The following is a 17841-nucleotide window of genomic DNA, read 5'->3' as shown; positions in this document are numbered from 1 at the left end:
TCTCATGAGCGCCTATATCTACGACGGGCTGCGCACTCCGTTCGGTCGTCATGCCGGAGCCCTGGCCCCGGTGCGTCCCGATGACCTGCTCTCGGGTGTCATCCGGACGCTGCTCACTCGAGGCCCCTTCGAGCCCGGTGCCGTCGAGGACGTCGTCATCGGCTGCGCCAATCAAGCGGGCGAGGACAGCCGCAATGTGGCGCGCCATGCGGCGCTGCTCGCGGGACTGCCTCTCGAGGTCGGCGGCGTCACGGTGAATCGGCTGTGCGGCAGCGGTCTCGCCGCGGTGCTGGATGCCGCGCGCGCCGTGATGACGGGGCAGGGTGAGCTACTCGTCGCGGGAGGCGTGGAGAGCATGAGCCGCGCGCCCTTCGCGATGGGCAAGGCGGAGTCGCCCTACAGCCGTGAAGCCCAGGTCTTCGACACGACGCTGGGCGCGCGGTTCCCCAACGCACGCCTCGTGGCTCGCTTCGGCGGAGACACGATGCCAGAGACGGCGGACAACATCGCCCGGGATCTGGGCATTGGTCGAGCGGCGACGGACCGCTTTGCCCTCGCGTCCCAGCAGAAATACGCCACCGCTCAGGCGCGCGGTTTTTTCTCCGGCGAGCTGGTCCCCGTGGAACTTCCGGGCCGACGGGGCGCCGTCACTACGGTGTCGGCGGACGAGCATCCGCGCGCGGACACCACGCTCGACAAGTTATCCACACTGAAGCCGCTCGCGCCGGACGGGGTCGTCACCGCGGGCAACGCGTCCGGCATCAACGATGGTGCGGCGGCCCTGCTCGTCGGCTCCCTCAACGTGGGGGAGCAGGCGGGATGCAGGCCCCTGGCGCGCATCGTCTCGGCCGCCATCGCCGGGGTTCCGCCGCGCACCATGGGCCTGGGTCCTGTCCCGGCCGCGCGCAAGGCGTTGGAGCGGGCGCGACTGACGCTGGCCGACGTGGACGTCATCGAAGTCAACGAGGCCTTCGCCGTGCAGGTGCTCGGCTGCCTCAAGCTACTGGAGCTGAGCGAGGACGACAGCCGGGTGAATCCGAATGGCGGCGCCATCGCTGTCGGTCATCCGCTGGGGGCGTCCGGTGCGCGTCTGGCGCTGACGGCCGCGCGCCAGCTCCAGGTCTCCGGTGGTCGTTACGCGCTCGTCAGCATGTGCATCGGGGTGGGGCAGGGCATCGCCGCCGTCCTGGAGCGCGTCTGACGGCTCCGCTCATTCCTCTGACGTTGGGAGAACCGCATGCAGGTCTACGACAAGCTCTACATCCACGGTGAGTGGGTGGCGTCCCTGGGGACGGGACACATCGATGTGCTCAGTGCCTCCACCGAGGAGGTCATGGGGCGAATCCCAGAAGGCACCGTGGAGGACGTGGACCGGGCGGTGCGCGCCGCGCGTGCCGCCTTCGACACGTGGTCCACCCGCCCCGTCGAGGAGCGCGCGGCCCTGCTGCGCCGGCTCCAGGCGGGGCTGACGGCGCGGCAAGATGAGCTGGCCCGGACGATTACGGGCGAGCTCGGCATGCCCATCGCGCTGTCGAAGCCCATCCAGGTGGGCACGCCCATCGCCGTTACGGGCACCTATGTGCAGCTCCTCCAGGACCTCTCCTTCGAGGAGCAGGTGGGCAACTCCCTGGTGGTGCGCGAGCCGGTGGGCGTCGTCGCCTGCATCACTCCGTGGAACTATCCGCTCCATCAGACCATCGCGAAGGTGGCTCCCGCGCTGGCGGCGGGCTGTACCGTCGTCCTCAAGCCGAGCGAAGTGGCTCCGCTCAACGCCTTCATGCTCGCGGAGATTCTTCACGAGGCTGGAGTGCCGCCCGGGGTCTTTAACCTCGTCTCGGGAACGGGCCCCGTTGTGGGCGAGGCGCTCGTGCGTCACCCCGAGGTGGACATGGTGTCCTTCACGGGCTCGACGCGCGCGGGGCGCCGCGTGTCGGAGGTGGCGTCGGCCACCGTCAAGCGGGTGTCGTTGGAGTTGGGCGGCAAGTCGGCGTCCATCATCCTCGATGACGCGAACCTCAAGACCGCCGTGAAGCGGAGCGTCGGCAACTGCTTCCTCAACAGCGGGCAGACGTGCACGGCCCACACGCGCCTGCTCGTTCCGCGCGCGCAGCATGAAGAGGCCGTGAAGCTGGCCGCGGAGGTGGCCGCCGGCTTCACGCTGGGGGACCCGTTCAAGGGTGAGGCGAAGCTCGGTCCCGTCATCTCCGATGCGCAGCGCACGCGGGTTCGTGAGTACATCCAGCAGGGTATCCGCGAGGGCGCGAAGCTCGTCGCCGGTGGTCCCGAGCAGCCAGAGGGACTCCCGAAGGGCTACTACGTGAAGCCCACCGTCTTCGCGAACGTCACCCCGGAGATGTGCATCGCGCAGGAGGAAATCTTCGGTCCCGTGCTCGCCATCATGCCGTACGACGACGAGGACGACGCGGTCCGCATCGCGAACAGCACCATCTACGGCCTCGCCGGTGGCGTCTGGTCGGAGGATGTGGAGCGCGCGAAGCGGGTGGCTCGGCGGATGCGCACCGGTCAGGTGGACATCAACGGTGGCCGCTTCAATCCGTTGGCACCGTTCGGTGGCTACCGACAGTCCGGACATGGCCGTGAGCTGGGCCGGTACGGGCTGGAGGAGTTCCAGGAACTCAAAGCGATGCAGCTCTGACGTTCGTCCGTCGTCCCCCCTCTCGTTGTCTCCCTCCGAATCAGGAGCCCCCATGAAGGCCGCCGTGTGTTTCGAGAAGGACGTGCTGACCATCACCGACGTGAGCTTCGAGCCGCCCAAGGCGCGCGAGTTACTCGTTCGCATGGTTGCCTGTGGTGTCTGTCACACGGACCTGTCCGTGGTGAACGGCACCGTGAAGATGAAGCTCCCCTGTGTGCTCGGGCACGAGGGCGCGGGCATCGTCGAGGAAGTAGGCGAGGACGTCACCCACGTGAAGAAGGGCGACAAGGTCGTCCTCTCGTGGGTCGCGCAATGTGGGGAGTGTTACTTCTGTCGCATCCAACGTCCGAACCTGTGTGAGCTGGGCGAACGCATCAACGCGAGCAACCGGATGCCGGACGGCAGCTCGCGGCTGCGCAAGGACTCGCGGGAGCTGAATGTCTTCTCCGCGCTCGGTGCGCTGGCGGAGTACGCGGTGGTTCCCGCTCGGGCGGCGGTGCGGCTCCCTGAGGATGCGCCGCTGGACAAGGCCGCGCTGATTGGCTGCGCGGTGACGACGGGCGTGGGCGCGGTGCTCAACACGGCGCAGATGCCGCCCGGAGGTTCCGTGGTGGTGTTCGGCACGGGCGGCGTGGGGTTGAACATCATCCAGGGCGCGGTGATTGCCGGCGCGGAGCGCATCATCGCGGTGGATGTCCACCCGAGGAAGCTGGAGTTCGCCAAGGTCTTCGGCGCGACGGACGTCATCGACGCGCGAGAGACGGACCCGGTAGTGGCCATTCGCGAGCTGACGAAGGGACGGGGCGCGGACTACGCGTACGAAGCGGTGGGTCGCAAGGAGACCATCGAGCAGGCGTACCAGTGCACGCGCAAGGCTGGCACCTGTGTCGTCGTCGGCGTGGGCAGCGTGAAGGAGCAGATCAGCCTGAACGTCTTCGTGCTGCCCCTGTTCGAGAAGCGGCTGCTCGGCTCCTGGTTCGGGACGGCGGACATCCACCGCGACATGCCCCGGCTGCTGGAGCTCTACACGCAGAAGAAGCTCAAGCTGGATGAGCTGGTGACGACGACGTACACGCTGGACCAGCTCGACCGGGCCTTCACCGACATGAGCAGCGGAGTGAATGCCCGGGGCGTCGTCCTCTTCTGACCTGCTGGGAGGAGACGGCCCGAGTGACAGGGCCGTCTCCCAAAGACGCGCGGCCTAGAAGAACACGTGCGTGAAGCGCGCGCCGATGAACTGGCTCTTCGTCACGCCCTCCGAGACAGCGACGTCGGGCTGGAACTGGAGCATCAGCGTGGACGCCTTCTCCAGCCGGATGCCCATCGTCAGCCGCAACGACTGCACCGTGGTGCGCTTGGCGACCTCCACCTCACCCACGGGCGTATCAATCGTGCGCTTGCCGGACGCCTCGACGATGTACCCCGCGCCGGTGAAGAACGTGGAGGACAGGTCCATGCCGAAGTGGAAGATGCCGCCGAAGGACGGCGCCTGGCTCATCACCAGCTTCGAGCCACCCTCCGCGCTCGGCACCAGGAACTCGTCGTTGTCTCCCTGGAAGGCCATGCTCGCCATCGCCTCCACCGTGAAGATCTTCTTGAAGCGCTGACCCGCGACGAGCTGCGGGCGCACCACCCAGCGGTTCGCGCCGATGTTCACCAGCTTGTTGCTGTCGTACTGGCCCACCGGAACGGTGACGTAGGGCGTGAAGGCGAACCACGTATGGGTGTTGTCCTCGGGGTTCTGAACGAGCCCATATCCAATCGTGGGGATGTACGTGACGTCGCCCACGCCGGAAGCGCGCAGCGCCGTCTTCGGGGCGGACGGCGTCGCGGGGTTGCCCGTGAACACCGTCACGTCGACCACCGGCAGGCTCACGTCGAACGGAACGACGACCAGGTCACCGAACTTGAGCACGTAGGTTGCGCGGAAGGCCGCCTGGAGTTGTGAGAAGTCACGCTCGCCGGAGGCAGATACGTGACGCAGGTACATGTTGGAGATGATGCCCCGGTGCGGCACGAAGAAACCGGCCTCGTAGTCACGCAGGTCCGCCTGCTGGGCCTGGGCACCGGTGGCCGACAGCAACGATACGAACAGGACAGTGAGCAGCACGCGCTTCATGGTGATTCCCTCCCTCATTGAACGTCGACGACTTGGATTGACTCAGTAACGGAACGGCCACGCCTGGAAGTACCGTCGGACCCGCAGCCACACGCCGAACAACCCCAGCGGCTCCAGCACCAGCACCAGCACCACCACCAGCGACAGCAACACCGTCGCCTGCTGCGCGGACGTGAGCTGGTTCACCAGTGGAATCGCGCCGCCCACCGTCTCCGCCAGGGGACTCAAGAAGGTGAACGCGAGCGCGCCACTCACTGCGCCGAACACCGTGCCCACCCCTCCCAACACAATCATCGCGATGTATTGAATGGAGAGGTTCAGGTCGAAGGGCGGCTCGACGGTGATGTATTGCTGCTGGAACGCGAACATCGCCCCCGCGATACCCGCGAGGAAGGACGACACACCGAACGCCTGGAGCTTCGCCTGCGTCGTGCCGACCCCGAGCACCTCCGCCGCGAGGTCCTGGTCCCTCACCGCCATCATCGCCCTGCCACTGTCGGAGCGCTGGAGGTTCTTCGTCAGCCACACCGTGCCCGCGGCCAGGAGCGCGAAGACGAAGTACAGCTTCCGCTCGAAGGTGAAGCCCACCCCACCCACCAGCCACGTCTCGCTCAGCGAAGCCGCCACGCCCGCGTCATCGCGGAACCACCAGTACATGGGCACCGCAGTCCCGCTCAGCCCGTTCGTCACCTCTGGATACGCGAGCAGCACGTGCTGCGTGAGGAACACCAGGCCCAGCGTGACGATGGCCAGATACAAACCCTTGAGCCGCAGCGCGAAGGCGCCGATGACCACGCCCACCAGCGCGGACACGCCACCCGCCAGGGGCAGCGCCAGCCAGAACGGCCAGCCATGCTTCGCGCCGAGCACCGCCACCGTGTACGCGCCCAGCGCGAGGAAGGCCGCGTGCCCCAGGCTCACCTGTCCCGCGAAGCCGGTGAGCACCATCAAGGACGCGGCGCCGACGATGGCCACCAGCCCCAGGTTGCCCACCGTGAGCCACCGCGTGCTCACCAGCCACGGGTACGCCAGGGCGATGCTCAATGTCAGCACCACGCCGGCCCTCTGCCACAGGCCGGGAAAGAGCTTCAGGTCGTCCTCGTACCGAATCACCAGGGGGCGGGTTGGCATGATGTCGTCTCGCGGCGCGCCTAGACGCGGCGTACCTCGTGCTCGCCCCAGAGTCCGCGCGGACGCAGGACCAGGAAGAGAATCATCGCGGCGTAGGGGAAGACGGCGTGGAAGTTGTGCCCGAAGGCACCCAGGTGCGGATTCACGTACGCCTGGGACAGCACCTCCAGCAGCCCCAACATGAACGCTGCGACCACCGCGCCCACCACCGACTCCAGTCCTCCGACGATGATGGCGGGGAAGGCGCGCAGCGCCACGTAACCCAGGTTGGAGTCCACCGAGCGCGGGAACATCCCCAGGAAGATGCCGGCCACCGCGGCCGTCGCTCCCGCCAGGAACCAGGTGAAGGCGAGCACCCGGCCCACGGGGATACCCAGCACCAGCGCCACTTCCTGATTCTCACTGGCCGCGCGCATCGCCACGCCCATCGGCGTGCGCTGCACCAGCGCGTGCATCCCGACGAGCACCACCGTCGTCGCGCCCAGCGAGATGAGTGACGACAGGAGCACGCTGGAGTTGCCCACCTGCACCTCCGCCATCGCGTCCCACGGCGTCGGCATGCCGCGCGTGTCGGTGCCGAAGGCGATGACGATGCCCGCGCGCAGGAGCAACCCCAGGAACAGCGTCAGGATGATGGTGGTGAAGACGGGCCGCCCCACCATGCGCCGCAGGACGGTGCGCTCCAGGAGCGCGGCCAGTCCCCCGGTGAGGCACGCGGAGGCGGCGAGCGCCAGCCACCACGGCATCACCTCGACGAGCGCCGTCATCAGGAACGCGCCCAGGCTGAGCAGTTCGCCGTGCGCGAAGTTGAAGAGTCGGGAAGCTCGGTAGACGACCGAGAAGCCCAGGGCGATGAGCGCGTAGCTCGCCCCGAGCGCCAGTCCCGAGATGCTGAGCTGGAGCAACTGCGTCATTCGCGTGTCCTCGCGTACATCTCTTCCACCAGCGCTGAATGCAGCTCGAGCACCGCCTTGCGCCGCACCTTGAGGGACGCCGTCACCTCACCCGCGTCCTGCGTCATCTCGCGCGCGAGCAGCCGGAAGGTGCGCACCTGCTCGACTCGCGCGAGTCCTTCATTGGCGCGCGCGACTTCCTCTTCGATGAGCTTGCGCACCTCGGGCCGCAGCGTGAGGTCCGTGTACGAGGTGAAGGCAATCTTGCGGCGCAGCGCCCAGTCCGCCACCGTCTCCGGGTCCACCTGCACCAGCGCGGTGACGAAGGCCCGGCGGTCGCCAATGGCCACCGCCTCCTTGATGTACGGACTGTTCTTCAGCGCGTTCTGGATGCGCTCGGGCGACAGGTTCTTTCCGCCGGAGGTGATGAGGATTTCGCGCTTGCGGCCGGTGATGCGCAGGTAGCCGTCCGCGTCGATATCGCCCAAGTCTCCGGTGTGCAGCCAGCCCTCGGAATCAAGGACCTCGGCGGTGGCCTCCGGCTTGTTGAGGTAGCCGAGGAACACGTTGGTCCCGCGCACCAGCACCTCGCCGTCCTCCGCGAGCCGACACTCCACGCCCGGCACGGCGCGTCCGACGGTGCCCAGTCGGGTGGCGCCCGGGACGTTGAGGTGGCTGGAGCCCGAGCCCTCCGTCTGGGCGTACCCCTCGTAGATGCGGACGCCGATGCTGTCGTACCAGGCGAGCAGCTCCGGAGAGATGGGCGCCGCGCCGGAGATGGGGAAGCGACAGCGCCGCAGTCCCAGGCGCTCCTGGAGCGGCCGGTAGACGAGCAGGTCTCCGACGCGCCACACGAGCGCGTCCCACCAGCGCCGCTGTCCGGTGCGCTCCCGCTCGCGAATCCCGGCGCCCAGTCGGGTGAAGGTGTTGAAGAGGGTGCGCTTGAGCCACGAGGCATCGCGCATCTTCACCGTCACCGACGCGTGCATCTTCTCCCAGATGCGCGGCACGCCCAGGAACACGGTGGGGGAGACCTCGGCCACGTCGTGCTGCACCGTCTCCAGGGCCTCACCGAAGTGGACCTTCCCTCCGACGACGAGCGGCAACAGCAGGCTGAACAGCTTCTCCGCGACGTGACACAGCGGCAGGTACGAGACGACGCTGTCGTCCTGGCCCAACCCGAGCTGTGCGGTGAAGGTCGCCGAGCCCTCCAGCATGTTGCGGCTGGAGATGAGCGCTCCCTTGGGCGCCCCCGTGGTCCCCGACGTGTAGATGACCATGGCCCCCTCGTCGGGCGTGCGTCGCGCGAGTTGCTCGCGGAGCCAGCCCGGCTCCCGCTCCAGCAGCGCGCGCCCTTCCTCGAGGAAGCGCTCCCACGTGCGCAGCCGTGCGTCCTCCACGCCGCGCAGCCCGCGGGGCTCGACGACGAGGATGTGCTGGACGGAGGGTGTCTCGGCCGCGACGGTGGCGACCTTGTCGTACTGTTCCTGGTCCTCGCAGAGCACGACGCGGCACTGGGCGTCGTTGAGGATGTAGGCCACGTCGGAGGGTGGATTCGTCTGATAGATGCCGACGGAACGCGCGCCGAGCGCCTGGGTGCCCAGGTCCGCGAACAGCCACTCCGGACGGTTGTCGCTGATGATGGCCACCGAGTCTCCGGCGCGCACGCCGAGCTCCCACAACATCCGCGCCGCCCAGCCGACGCGCTCCAGGTAGCCCTGGAAGGACAGCTCGTTCCAGATGCCCAGGCGCTTCTCGCGGATGGCCACCGCGTGCGGGTGTTGCTCCGCGCGTTGGAAGAGCTGGCCAGGGAGGCTCAGGGGAAGCGCCGCGTTCATGCCGCCACCGCCCCGCCCACGTACGCGCTCAGCACGCGCGTGTCCTCGCGCAGCGCGGAAGGCGGCCCGTTCGCGATGACCTGGCCCCGGTCCAGCACCGTCACCTGCGTGGCCAGGTCCATCACGAAGCGCAGCTCGTGGCCGATGAGCACCTGCGTCACCCCCAGCTCGTGACGGATGTCGAGCAGGTGGTTCGCCATGTCCTCCGTCTCCTCTTGATTGAGTCCCGCCGTGGGCTCATCCAGCAGCAAGAGCTTCGGCTCCATGCACAGCGCGCGGCCCAGCTCCACGCGCTTGCGGATGCCGTAGGGCAGCACCGAGACGGGCATCCACCGGTAGTGCTCCAGGTTGAGGAAGTCGATGACCTCCTCGGCCTTCTCGCGGTGGCGGACCTCCTCCGCGCGCGCCCCGCGCGTCCAGAACAGGTTGCGCAACAGTCCCGTCCGGTACTTCGGGTGACGGCCGAGCAGCAGGTTCTCCAACACCGTGAGGTGCTCGAAGAGGGCCAGATTCTGGAACATCCGCGCCACGCCGCGCCGGGCAATCTCCGGAGGCTCCAGGCCCGCGAGCGCCTGTCCTTCCAGCTTCACGCGGCCCTCCATGTGGCGATGGATGCCGCTGATGCCGTTGAAGAGGCTGCTCTTGCCCGCGCCATTGGGACCAATCACCGCGTGCAGCGCGCCGGCCTCGATGGAGAACGAGACGCCATCCAGGGCACGTACCCCAGAGAAGGAAAGGCCCACGTTGTCGAGCTCCAGCAGTGCCATTCCTCACCCTTCACGAAAGCCAGCGCCGCTTGCGGCGATACCGCTTCAGCTCGTGGTAGCCACGCTGCCCCTCGCGTCCGAAGCCCAGGTAGAACTCCTGCACGTCGGGGTCCTCGCGCAGCGTGTCCGCGGGGCCGTCCAGCACCACCTTGCCCGTCTCCAGCACGTAGCCGTGGCTGGCCAGCGTCAGCGCGACCCGCGCGTTCTGCTCCACGAGCAACACCGCGACGCCCTCCGCGCTGATGCGCTGAATCAGCTCCGACACCTCGCCCACGGCCTTGGGCGACAGGCCCAGGAAGGGCTCGTCCAGGAGCAGCACCTTGGGCCGTCGCATCAGTCCCCGGCAGATGGCCAGCAGCTGCTGCTCTCCACCGGAGAGGTAGCCGGCCTTCTGTCGCCGTCGCTCGCGCAGCACGGGGAAGCGCGTGAAGGCGGACTCGACCAGTTCCTTGCGTGCCTGGGCGCCCATGCCGAAGCCGCCCGCCAGGAGGTTCTCCTCCACCGACAGCTCGCCGAGGATGCGACGTCCCTCGAGCACCTGCACCACGCCCGCGTGCACGCGCCCGTCGGCGGGAAGGGCCAGGAGGCTCTGCCCGGACAGCTCCACCTTGCCCTGGGTGATAGCGCCGTCGTGCATGTCGAGCAGGCCGCTGATGGCGCGCAGCGCGGTGGACTTGCCCGCGCCATTGGGCCCGAGGAGGGCCACCACGCCCTGGTGAGGAACCTCCAGGGTGATGCCCCGGAGGGCCCGCACCGCCGAGTGATAGACGACCTGGAGGTTCTGCACGCGCAGCAGGGCAGGACTACTTGCTGTCATCGGCGGCCTTGGCGGCAGAGGCACCCAGCGCCTTCGGCGGCGCGAAGCCCGCGACGACACTCCAGCTCCCCTGGTCGAGCACGGGCTTGAGGACCCGCGCGCCGACGGACGTCTCGTAGGGGAACCGGGACAGGTCCACCGGCTCCACCGTCATGCCGCCGGCGGTGGTGCGGGTGATGCCCTTGAGCGCCTTGAGGTAGCCGGCGCGCGTGGCGTCCTTGGACTCGATGGCGGCCTTGAGCGCTTCAATCTGCACGCGGCCCTGGACGTAGGAGGACAGCGTGTAGAAGTCCTTCGGCGTGTTGGGGTACTTCGCGACCAGGGCGAGGAAGTCCTTCATGCCGGGCACGTCGTCGCCCCAGAAGGTGAGCCCCGTGGCCCAGTAGAAGTTGGCGAAGACTGCGCCGGGGATGACCTTCGCGTCGAAGAAGCGGTCCACCCACGCGGGCGTCTGGCCCACCCAGGTGGGCTGATACTTGAGTTGCGCGGCCGTGCCCAGGATGGGACCCGAGGCGCTGGGCAGCACCGTGAGCAACACGTAGTTGGCGCCGGACTGCTGGAGCGCGGTGATGATGGCGGCGAAGTCCTTCTGTCCCGGCGCGACGCTCTGCTGAGAGACGATGGTGACGCCGTGGTGCTTCGCGGCCTCGCTCCAACCCTCCAGGCCGTCCTTCCCGTAGTCATCACCCTGCGCGACGATGGCGGCCTTCACCTTGTCCGCGCCGCCCGCGTGCTCCACGGCCCAGTCCATGGCGCGCATCGCCTCCATCTTGTAGGAGGCGCCAATGGGCGGCGTGTACTGGTGTCGCGCCATCTCCGAGGACTGCGACGCGGGGAAGGCCACCAGGTTGTCCGCCGTCATCTTGTCGCGCAGGGGCAGCGTGTTGGGCGTGCCGAAGCTGGTGCCCAGGAACAGCACGCGGTCGTGGATGTCGCTGTACGCCTGCACGGCGTTCTGCGGGTTGTAGGCGTGGTCCCGCTCGACGAGCTCGATGCGCCAGCCGGGCGGCAGCAGGCCGGAGTCACCCGCGTTCACCTGCTGGGCGAGCAGCCGCTTGCCCGCGGCGAAGGGCTTGCCGATGGCCGCGCCGGGGCCGCTCTCGTCATTGAGCGCGCCGATGTAGACGACCTTCTTCTCCAGGTCGACGCCCTTGTCTGTCTTGATGTCTGGTGCCGCCACGGGACGCTCCTGCGCGCCCTCCGACGGTGGTGTCGAAGCCTCTTCCTTCTTGCAAGCCATCAAACAGAAAGCTGTCGCCAGGAGTCCGACCACGAGTCGTTGCATCGCACTCTCCCCGTCAGAATCGTGGCGGAACAGTAGCCACACTCCCCTCGAAGAGGAAAGACAGTCACCCGTAATTCGATGGCTGTATTTCGCAGGGCGGAACGTCCTGGAAGGTTGTCTTGATTGTGTTTCGCACGGCGAAAATGTTTCGGGTGATGACACATTGCGCCAGGGAAACGGGGCGCGAACGAAGGCCTGTCAGGTCCATGGGGCCAGCGCGTCGCTGGGGGCGCCCCGCATGCCCCTACCCGAACGGAATTTTCCCCGGCTCGATGCTTTCGGTGACCCTCTCCCGGAGCAGGCACACAGTCGCTGTGGCACCGTACGCTTCTGGCACGCACCGGGCCCTGAGGGTTTTCCACGAGGCGTGGTGGCGCACGCCTTCTCCGCGGACTCGCGCAGGCTCGTCACGTCGGGAGACTCGACGACCCGGGTGTGGAACCTGGAGGACGGCCGGGAGCTGCTCTCGCTCCGAGGAGACTCGAGGAGGGTGAACGCCGTGCTCTACCTGCCGGACGAGCGCATCGTCACCGGGAGCGATGGGGGCACGATGAGGTTGTGGGACGCGCGCAGTGGCGCGGAGCTGCGGCGCTGGGAGGGACTGGGCACGGACATCCGCAGCCTCGCGCGCTCGCCGGACGGGCGGATGTTGCTGGCCGGCACCCAGTATCCGAGTGGCTTCGTCGTGTTCGACCTGGAGCGGGAAGAAGAAGTCCGGCGCGTCCAGCTCGAAGACAGTCCTGGTTCAGCGGAGTGGCTGGTGTTCTCGCCGGATGGCGGCAGCCTGTTGGTGCTGGAGAACAGCAACGAGCCTTTTCGGCTGTCTGTCTTCGATACGGCGAACTGGAGCCCGCGCTGGTCCGTCCAGGGGGATGCCGAGTGCGGGCCGCCATGGGTGTACTTCACACCAGAGGGTGCGTTCATCCGGTGCAAGCAGTCAGGGGCCGGCTTGAGGCGCATCGTGCGCACGTATGACGCCCGGACGGGGGAGTGTGTGGGCGACGTCGAGCAACGCGTGTCCAGCAGCGCAAGTCAGTTGCTCCCCGATGGTCGTCAGGTGCGAATCCTGAATCGACGGTTGCTCTTCACCCGAGGCGAGGCGCTGGAGGAGTGGCTGGAGCTGCCGAGCTCATACGGTTGCGCTGGCTGGAGTTTCGTCATCTCCCCTGATGGTCGGTGGGCATCGTTCGCGAAGCGGGAGTCCTGGGCCCACCTGCTGGTGGACCTCCATACCCGGCGCGAGGTGCCGGGGCCCGCGCATCGCCACGGGGTGGAGCAGCTCACCTTCTCCTCGGACGGGAGGCACCTCCTCACGGCGTCGGGGGATGGCACGGTCCGGGTGTGGGACCGCGACTCGGGCCGGGAGGTGCGTCGTGAGTCGTTCTCATCGGAGGGGGCCTGCGTCCATGTGAGGGGCGGGCGTGCATTCAGGCTGTTGCCCCAGCATGGGGGCATGCGACTGAGCGGCCTGCTCGGAGGGGCCGACGTGGAGCTGGAGGAGAGATGCTCCAACGGTTCGTCGACGGTCTGGTCCGACGACATGGGGATGCTCGCGGAGAGTGAGAGCTGGTACGAGCATCGCTGGATACGCGTCGTCGACGCACGGACCGGACGGCCTCTCTGGAGGAAGGACCTCGCGCCCGAGGACCTCGCGCTGCGTGTGCTGTCCCGGTCGGGGCGGCTCGGCGTCATCTCACGCAGATGTCCGCCGCCCGGGGACAACACCGTCGAGCTGCGGCTGGTGGACCTGGAGAAGGATGAATGGCTGTCCTCGGTCCATGTGTCGAAGGGGAATCGCTTTCGAGCCATCACTCCGGATGACAAGTGGGTCGTGCTCCAGAAGGAGTACGGGCACGTGCTCCTGGTGGAGCTCGAGCACCCGAATCGTCAAGTCCGGCTGGAGGTCCCCGACCCCGCGTTCGCGGTGACGTGTTCCCCTGACGGACTGCTCGTGGCCACGGGTGACATGGCGGGCCGAGTGAGGGTGTGGAGCCGCGAGGGGACGCTCCTGGCCACGCTCGAAGGCCACGCCCATTCGGTTGGCGCGCTGGCGTTCTCGGAGGATGGCGCCTTCCTGGCCTCGGGGGGCTACGACGCCGTGGCCCTCATCTGGCCTCGGAGCGCGTGGACTCAGTCCAGCGCCGACTCCGAGGTGACGATGCCGTCCGCATCCGCGTAGAGGCGATGTCCGGGCTTGAAGATGACGCCCGCGAAGCGCACCTCCGTATCTCGCTGTCCCTCGTTGCGCTTGGAGCTCTTGAGCGGATGCGTGCCCAGGGCCTTCACGCCGATGGCCGTGCGGCCCACTTCCTCCGAGTCCCGGATGCAGCCGTTCACGATGATGCCCGCCCAGCCGTTCTGCTGCGCGAGCAGCGCGAGCTGGTCGCCCACCAGCGCGCAGCGACGGCTGCCACCGCCATCCACCACGAGCACTCGCCCCGCGCCTGGTTCCTCCAGGGCCTTGCGGACGAGCGAGTTGTCCTCCGGCGCGCGCACGGTGCTGATGAGGCCCGAGAACGTGGTCCGCCCGCCGTAGTCGACGAAGCCGGGCTCGGCGACCTGGAAGTGGGCCGTGCCCGAGTGGGTGTCACACAGGTCCGCCGTCTTGAAGTCCATGGGAGTCTCCTGGGTCCTCGGGGCCGCCGTCACATCGCTGTATCAGCGCGTCTTCCAGGTCCATGATGCCCCGGCCTCTCGCTCGGATGTGCGTCCTGGTGTGATTTTCCAGGGATACGTTGCCGATGTCTCAACGCGACGTGTCCATAACCGACACTCGACAGGACGGAGAAGCGGCGAGCATGGGGGCAGGCGAGAGGAGAGGCGGGAGACGTCGCGGCGCGTGCTATGGAACGCGGCATGAATCACGCTCACAGTCAGTCCCTGTTCGCCCGCGCGCAGGCGCGCATCCCGGGTGGAGTGAACTCTCCGGTGCGCGCCTTCCGTGGCGTCGGCGGGGACCCTGTCTTCTTCCGTGAGGGCTCCGGAGCCTGGCTCACCGACGTGGATGGCAACCGCTACGTCGACCTGGTGGGGAGCTGGGGGCCGCTCATCCTTGGCCACGCCTACCCGCCCATCGTGGAGGCCATCATCGACGCGGCTCGGCGCGGCTCGTCGTTCGGTGCGCCCCATGCGGGCGAGGTGGAGTTCGCGGAGCTCATCTGCGGGACGATGCCGGCGGTGGAGATGGTGCGGCTGGTGTCCAGCGGCACGGAGGCCACGGTGGCCGCCATCCGCGTGGCGCGAGGCTTCACCGGTCGCGAGCACATCCTCAAGTTCGAGGGCTGCTTCCACGGCGCGGGAGACCCGTTCCTGGTGAAGGCGGGAAGTGGCGTGGAGACGCTGGGCCTGCCGGACTCGCCGGGCGTGCCGTCCGCGCTGGCGAAGCTCACGCTCACCGCGCCCTATAACGACCTGGCGGCGGTGGAGCGCATCTTCGCGGAGAAGGGGCAGGACATCGCCTGCGCCATCATCGAGCCGGTGGTGGGCAACATGGGCGTGCTGGTGCCCAAGCCGGGCTACCTCCAGGGCCTCCAGGCCCTGTGTCAGAAGCACGGCGTGCTGCTGGTGCTGGACGAGGTGATGACGGGCTTCCGGCTGGCGCGCGGTGGGGCGCAGGAAGTGTACGGGCTGAAGCCGGACCTGACGACGATGGCCAAGGTGATTGGCGGCGGCATGCCGCTGGGCGCCTATGGCGGTCGCGCGGACATCATGCGGAAGGTGGCGCCGGCGGGGCCCGTGTATCAGTCCGGCACGTTGTCCGGGAACCCGGTGGCGGTGGCGGCGGGGCTGGCGTGTCTCAAGGCGCTGGCGGCGCCGGGGACGTACGCGCGGCTGGAGCAGGTGAGCCGGATGCTGGAGGAGGGCTTCATCGCCGAGGCGAAGGCCGCCGGTGTGCCCGTCACCGTCAACCGCGTGGGCAGCATGCTGACGGTGTTCTTCACGGCGGAGCCGGTGTTCGACTACACGAGCGCGAAGACGTCTGACACGGGGCGCTTCGGACGCTTCTTCCACGCCATGTTGGACGCGGGCGTGTACCTGCCGCCGAGCCAGTACGAAGCGGCCTTCGTCTCGCTGGCCATTGGCGAGGCGGAGGTGGCGCACGTGCTCGGGGCGGCGAGAAAGGCCTTCCGCTCGCTTGGCCAGACCGGTTGAGCCGGCGCCCCTCGAGGGGCCCGTTCGCTTCGGTCCCTATACCCTGGTGCGCCGCATTGGCGCCGGGGGGATGGGAGAGGTCTTCCTCGCGCGCGAGGAGGCTCCGCGCCGCGCATGTGTGGTGAAGAAGGTCCTGCCGCAGCTCATGGAGAGCCCGCAGTTCGTGGGGCGCTTCCGCGACGAGGCCCGGGTGGTGGTGCGGCTGACGCATCCCAACATCGCCCGCGTGTATGCGATGGGCGAGGTGGAGGGGCAGCTGTACCTCTCCATGGAGTACGTCCGGGGCAAGACGCTGAGCCGGCTCTCGTATCGGCTGCGGCAGCTGGGGCGGATGATGCCCTTGGGTATCATCCTGCATCTGGGCGAGCGGCTGTGTGAGGGATTGGCCTATGCGCACGATGCCACGGATGAAGAAGGGCACGCGTTGCATCTGGTGCACCGGGATTTGTCACCGGCCAATGTGTGTATCAGCTACGACGGCGAGGTGAAGATCATCGACTTCGGCGCGGCGCAGTCCACGCTGAAGGAGCAGCAGACGGCGCCCCGGGTGGTGATTGGGAATCTGACGTACATGTCGCCGGAGCAGGCGCGCAAGCGCTTCGTGGACCGGCGCGCGGATGTGTACGCGGTGGGCGTGTTGCTGTGGGAGCTGTGCGCGTGGAAGCCGCTGTCGCAGCGGGGAGACCCGGTGGAGCGCTGGCGCCGCGCGGCGTATCCGCAGTGGGAGAATGCGGGGAAGCATCGGCAGGGGCTGCCGTCGAGCGTGGATGCGTTCCTGATGCGCGCGCTGACGGCGGAGCCGGCGAATCGTTTCCCGGACGCGGCGGCGATGGGGGCGGAACTCGCGCGACTGAAGGCGAAGCTCGCGCCCGGCGTGGGGGACGCGGAGCTCGCGAGGCTGCTGGCGCTGGTCTTCCCGCGCGAGAAGAAGGCGGAGGAGAAGCTGCTCGAGGAGCTGCTGCGCGAGGAGGCGAAGTGCTCGCATACCGAGCCGGAGCTCGTCGCGACGCTCACCCCGCCGACGGCGCTCGCGTTCGAGCACAATGCCATCTACACGCCGGATGACTTCGTTCCGTCCGAGCGGGCGCAGGTGGGCCCGCGGCCCGAGGCCGAGGATGAGCCGACGCGCGCGGCCGGTGCTCGCGGTCCGGGCGAGGATGAGCCGACGCATGTCGCTGGCGGGCGTGGCCCCGGTGAGGATGAGCCGACGCATGTGGCGGGTGGACGCGGCCCCGGCGACGATGAGCCGACGCGCGCGAATGCTCCGAGGAGAACCGCGTCGAGTGAGTTGCGACATGCGGTGGGGATGCAAGGCCCCGGCGACGATGAGCCGACGCGAGCGGCTGGTCCGAGGCGAACTGCGTCGAGCGAGTTGAGACACGCGGAGGGGATGCAAGGCCCCGGCGACGATGAGCCGACGCGCGCTGCTGGTCCGAGGCGAACAGGGTCAGGCGAGCCGAGACAGGGCCCCGGCGACGACGAGCCGACGCGCGCTGCTGGTCCAGTGCGAACAGGGTCAGGCGAGCCGAGACAAGGTCCCGGCGACGACGAGCCGACGCGCGCGGATGGATGGGGAAACGCCGACGAGGATGAACCCACCGCCGTGGCCGTGCCTCCGCGAGTGGACGCGCCGCGTGTCGATGACCCCCTGGCGACGATGCCTCTCCGGGCGGAAGACCTCGCAGCGCGGACCGCGCAATACGGAACCTACCTCTCGGAGTCGGACGCGAGTTCCGAGCGTGGAGGTGTCGGCACAGGGACTCGCTCGAAGCCCACGTCTCCCGTCGAAGCGACCGAGGCCCTGGATGCGGCGAAGGTCCTCGTGGCCATCGAGCAGGCGGCCTCCGCGCGAGCCAGTGGTGCCCACGAGCCCCTGTTCCCGCCGGGCGCCGAGGACACGGTGACGCCCGCGATGTCGCGACACGCCCCCCGCCGCGCGCCGCGTGAGACGCAGGTCGGCTTCGGTATCGACATCTCGCAGACGGTGGCCACGGAGGCCCTCGAGGCGCGTCGACTGGAGCTGGTGCGCGCCATCACCGGTGACGGCGAGGTCCTCACCGCGGAGCCCGAGCCCTCCGGTGGATGGCTTCAGGGCTCCCGCGTCTGGCTCGCCGTCGCGCTGTTCACGGGCGCGTCGCTGCTGGGGCTGCTCGTGGCCTGGCTCACGATGTGGCGCTGACAGC

Annotated in this window: 14 protein-coding genes; 6 read left to right on the top strand and 8 right to left on the bottom strand. The window is 68.4% G+C overall.

Annotation, left to right across the window (positions count from 1 at the left end; genetic code table 11):
- Positions 1-4: 4 nt before the first annotated feature.
- The 3 genes from HUA76_RS04680 to HUA76_RS04670 are packed head-to-tail and all read left to right on the top strand — an operon-like array spanning position 5 to position 3803.
- On the top strand, positions 5-1201 hold the full coding sequence (locus tag HUA76_RS04680) for a 3-oxoadipyl-CoA thiolase (protein WP_174457021.1): 1197 nt from the start codon (positions 5-7) through the stop codon (positions 1199-1201).
- Positions 1202-1237: 36 nt separating this feature from the next.
- A complete protein-coding gene (locus tag HUA76_RS04675; protein ID WP_174457020.1) occupies positions 1238-2656 on the top strand; it encodes an aldehyde dehydrogenase family protein in 1419 nt (472 codons plus the stop codon).
- A gap of 52 nt (positions 2657-2708) precedes the next feature.
- Positions 2709-3803 carry a Zn-dependent alcohol dehydrogenase gene (locus HUA76_RS04670; protein WP_174460103.1) on the top strand — a complete coding sequence of 365 codons (1095 nt, stop codon included), beginning with the start codon at positions 2709-2711 and terminating at the stop codon, positions 3801-3803.
- Positions 3804-3857: 54 nt separating this feature from the next.
- Here HUA76_RS04670 and HUA76_RS04665 read toward each other — a convergent pair whose 3' ends face one another.
- The 7 genes from HUA76_RS04665 to HUA76_RS04635 are packed head-to-tail and all read right to left on the bottom strand — an operon-like array spanning position 3858 to position 11461.
- Positions 3858-4775, bottom strand: a complete 918-nt coding sequence (locus HUA76_RS04665) for a transporter (RefSeq protein WP_174457016.1) — start codon at positions 4773-4775, stop codon at positions 3858-3860.
- A 42-nt stretch (positions 4776-4817) separates the two neighbouring features.
- Positions 4818-5906, bottom strand: coding sequence for a branched-chain amino acid ABC transporter permease (locus HUA76_RS04660; protein ID WP_174460102.1), 1089 nt, complete (start codon positions 5904-5906; stop codon positions 4818-4820).
- A gap of 20 nt (positions 5907-5926) precedes the next feature.
- Positions 5927-6820 carry a branched-chain amino acid ABC transporter permease gene (locus tag HUA76_RS04655; protein ID WP_174460101.1) on the bottom strand — a complete coding sequence of 298 codons (894 nt, stop codon included), beginning with the start codon at positions 6818-6820 and terminating at the stop codon, positions 5927-5929.
- Positions 6817-8637 (bottom strand): long-chain fatty acid--CoA ligase, encoded by a 1821-nt coding sequence (locus HUA76_RS04650; RefSeq protein WP_174460100.1) that lies wholly within the window; start codon positions 8635-8637, stop codon positions 6817-6819. Before HUA76_RS04650 ends, HUA76_RS04655 begins: the two co-directional genes overlap by 4 nt.
- On the bottom strand, positions 8634-9404 hold the full coding sequence (locus tag HUA76_RS04645; RefSeq protein ID WP_174460099.1) for an ABC transporter ATP-binding protein: 771 nt from the start codon (positions 9402-9404) through the stop codon (positions 8634-8636). The genes HUA76_RS04650 and HUA76_RS04645 overlap by 4 nt, the downstream gene beginning before the upstream one ends.
- Positions 9405-9414: 10 nt before the next feature.
- Complete coding sequence (locus HUA76_RS04640) at positions 9415-10221, bottom strand: ABC transporter ATP-binding protein (RefSeq protein ID WP_141647712.1); 807 nt, start codon at positions 10219-10221, stop codon at positions 9415-9417.
- Positions 10208-11461, bottom strand: coding sequence for an ABC transporter substrate-binding protein (locus tag HUA76_RS04635; RefSeq protein WP_217439223.1), 1254 nt, complete (start codon positions 11459-11461; stop codon positions 10208-10210). Before HUA76_RS04635 ends, HUA76_RS04640 begins: the two co-directional genes overlap by 14 nt.
- Positions 11462-11876: 415 nt before the next feature.
- On the opposite strand from HUA76_RS04635, the gene HUA76_RS04630 reads away from it, so the two are divergent.
- On the top strand, positions 11877-13685 hold the full coding sequence (locus HUA76_RS04630; RefSeq protein WP_174460097.1) for a hypothetical protein: 1809 nt from the start codon (positions 11877-11879) through the stop codon (positions 13683-13685).
- Here HUA76_RS04630 and rraA read toward each other — a convergent pair.
- Positions 13637-14122: a ribonuclease E activity regulator RraA gene (gene rraA / locus HUA76_RS04625; protein WP_141647715.1), complete on the bottom strand. Its 486-nt coding sequence runs from the start codon at positions 14120-14122 to the stop codon at positions 13637-13639. The genes HUA76_RS04630 and rraA overlap by 49 nt on opposite strands.
- A gap of 240 nt (positions 14123-14362) precedes the next feature.
- Here rraA and hemL point away from each other — a divergent pair, with 240 nt between their 5' ends.
- Together hemL and HUA76_RS04615 are read left to right on the top strand one after the other, a co-directional pair.
- Positions 14363-15658, top strand: coding sequence for a glutamate-1-semialdehyde 2,1-aminomutase (gene hemL / locus HUA76_RS04620; RefSeq protein ID WP_174457009.1), 1296 nt, complete (start codon positions 14363-14365; stop codon positions 15656-15658).
- Complete coding sequence (locus HUA76_RS04615; RefSeq protein ID WP_254613984.1) at positions 15642-17837, top strand: serine/threonine-protein kinase; 2196 nt, start codon at positions 15642-15644, stop codon at positions 17835-17837. The genes hemL and HUA76_RS04615 overlap by 17 nt, the downstream gene beginning before the upstream one ends.
- The last annotated feature ends 4 nt before the right edge of the window (positions 17838-17841 follow it).

Source organism: Myxococcus sp. CA056, from assembly GCF_013336715.1.
Classification (GTDB): domain Bacteria; phylum Myxococcota; class Myxococcia; order Myxococcales; family Myxococcaceae; genus Myxococcus; species Myxococcus llanfairpwllgwyngyllgogerychwyrndrobwllllantysiliogogogochensis.
This window is presented reverse-complemented; position numbering and strand designations above follow the sequence as displayed.

What these genes read in the sequence shown, in the direction of transcription:
- HUA76_RS04680 (WP_174457021.1), top strand. Translation starts at nt 5, where the DNA reads ATGAGCGCCTATATCTACGACGGGCTGCGCACTCCGTTCGGTCGTCAT.
- HUA76_RS04675 (WP_174457020.1), top strand. Translation starts at nt 1,238, where the DNA reads ATGCAGGTCTACGACAAGCTCTACATCCACGGTGAGTGGGTGGCGTCC.
- HUA76_RS04670 (WP_174460103.1), top strand. Translation starts at nt 2,709, where the DNA reads ATGAAGGCCGCCGTGTGTTTCGAGAAGGACGTGCTGACCATCACCGAC.
- HUA76_RS04665 (WP_174457016.1), bottom strand. Translation starts at nt 4,775, where the DNA reads ATGAAGCGCGTGCTGCTCACTGTCCTGTTCGTATCGTTGCTGTCGGCC.
- HUA76_RS04660 (WP_174460102.1), bottom strand. Translation starts at nt 5,906, where the DNA reads ATGCCAACCCGCCCCCTGGTGATTCGGTACGAGGACGACCTGAAGCTC.
- HUA76_RS04655 (WP_174460101.1), bottom strand. Translation starts at nt 6,820, where the DNA reads ATGACGCAGTTGCTCCAGCTCAGCATCTCGGGACTGGCGCTCGGGGCG.
- HUA76_RS04650 (WP_174460100.1), bottom strand. Translation starts at nt 8,637, where the DNA reads ATGAACGCGGCGCTTCCCCTGAGCCTCCCTGGCCAGCTCTTCCAACGC.
- HUA76_RS04645 (WP_174460099.1), bottom strand. Translation starts at nt 9,404, where the DNA reads ATGGCACTGCTGGAGCTCGACAACGTGGGCCTTTCCTTCTCTGGGGTA.
- HUA76_RS04640 (WP_141647712.1), bottom strand. Translation starts at nt 10,221, where the DNA reads ATGACAGCAAGTAGTCCTGCCCTGCTGCGCGTGCAGAACCTCCAGGTC.
- HUA76_RS04635 (WP_217439223.1), bottom strand. Translation starts at nt 11,461, where the DNA reads ATGGCTTGCAAGAAGGAAGAGGCTTCGACACCACCGTCGGAGGGCGCG.
- rraA (WP_141647715.1), bottom strand. Translation starts at nt 14,122, where the DNA reads ATGGACTTCAAGACGGCGGACCTGTGTGACACCCACTCGGGCACGGCC.
- hemL (WP_174457009.1), top strand. Translation starts at nt 14,363, where the DNA reads ATGAATCACGCTCACAGTCAGTCCCTGTTCGCCCGCGCGCAGGCGCGC.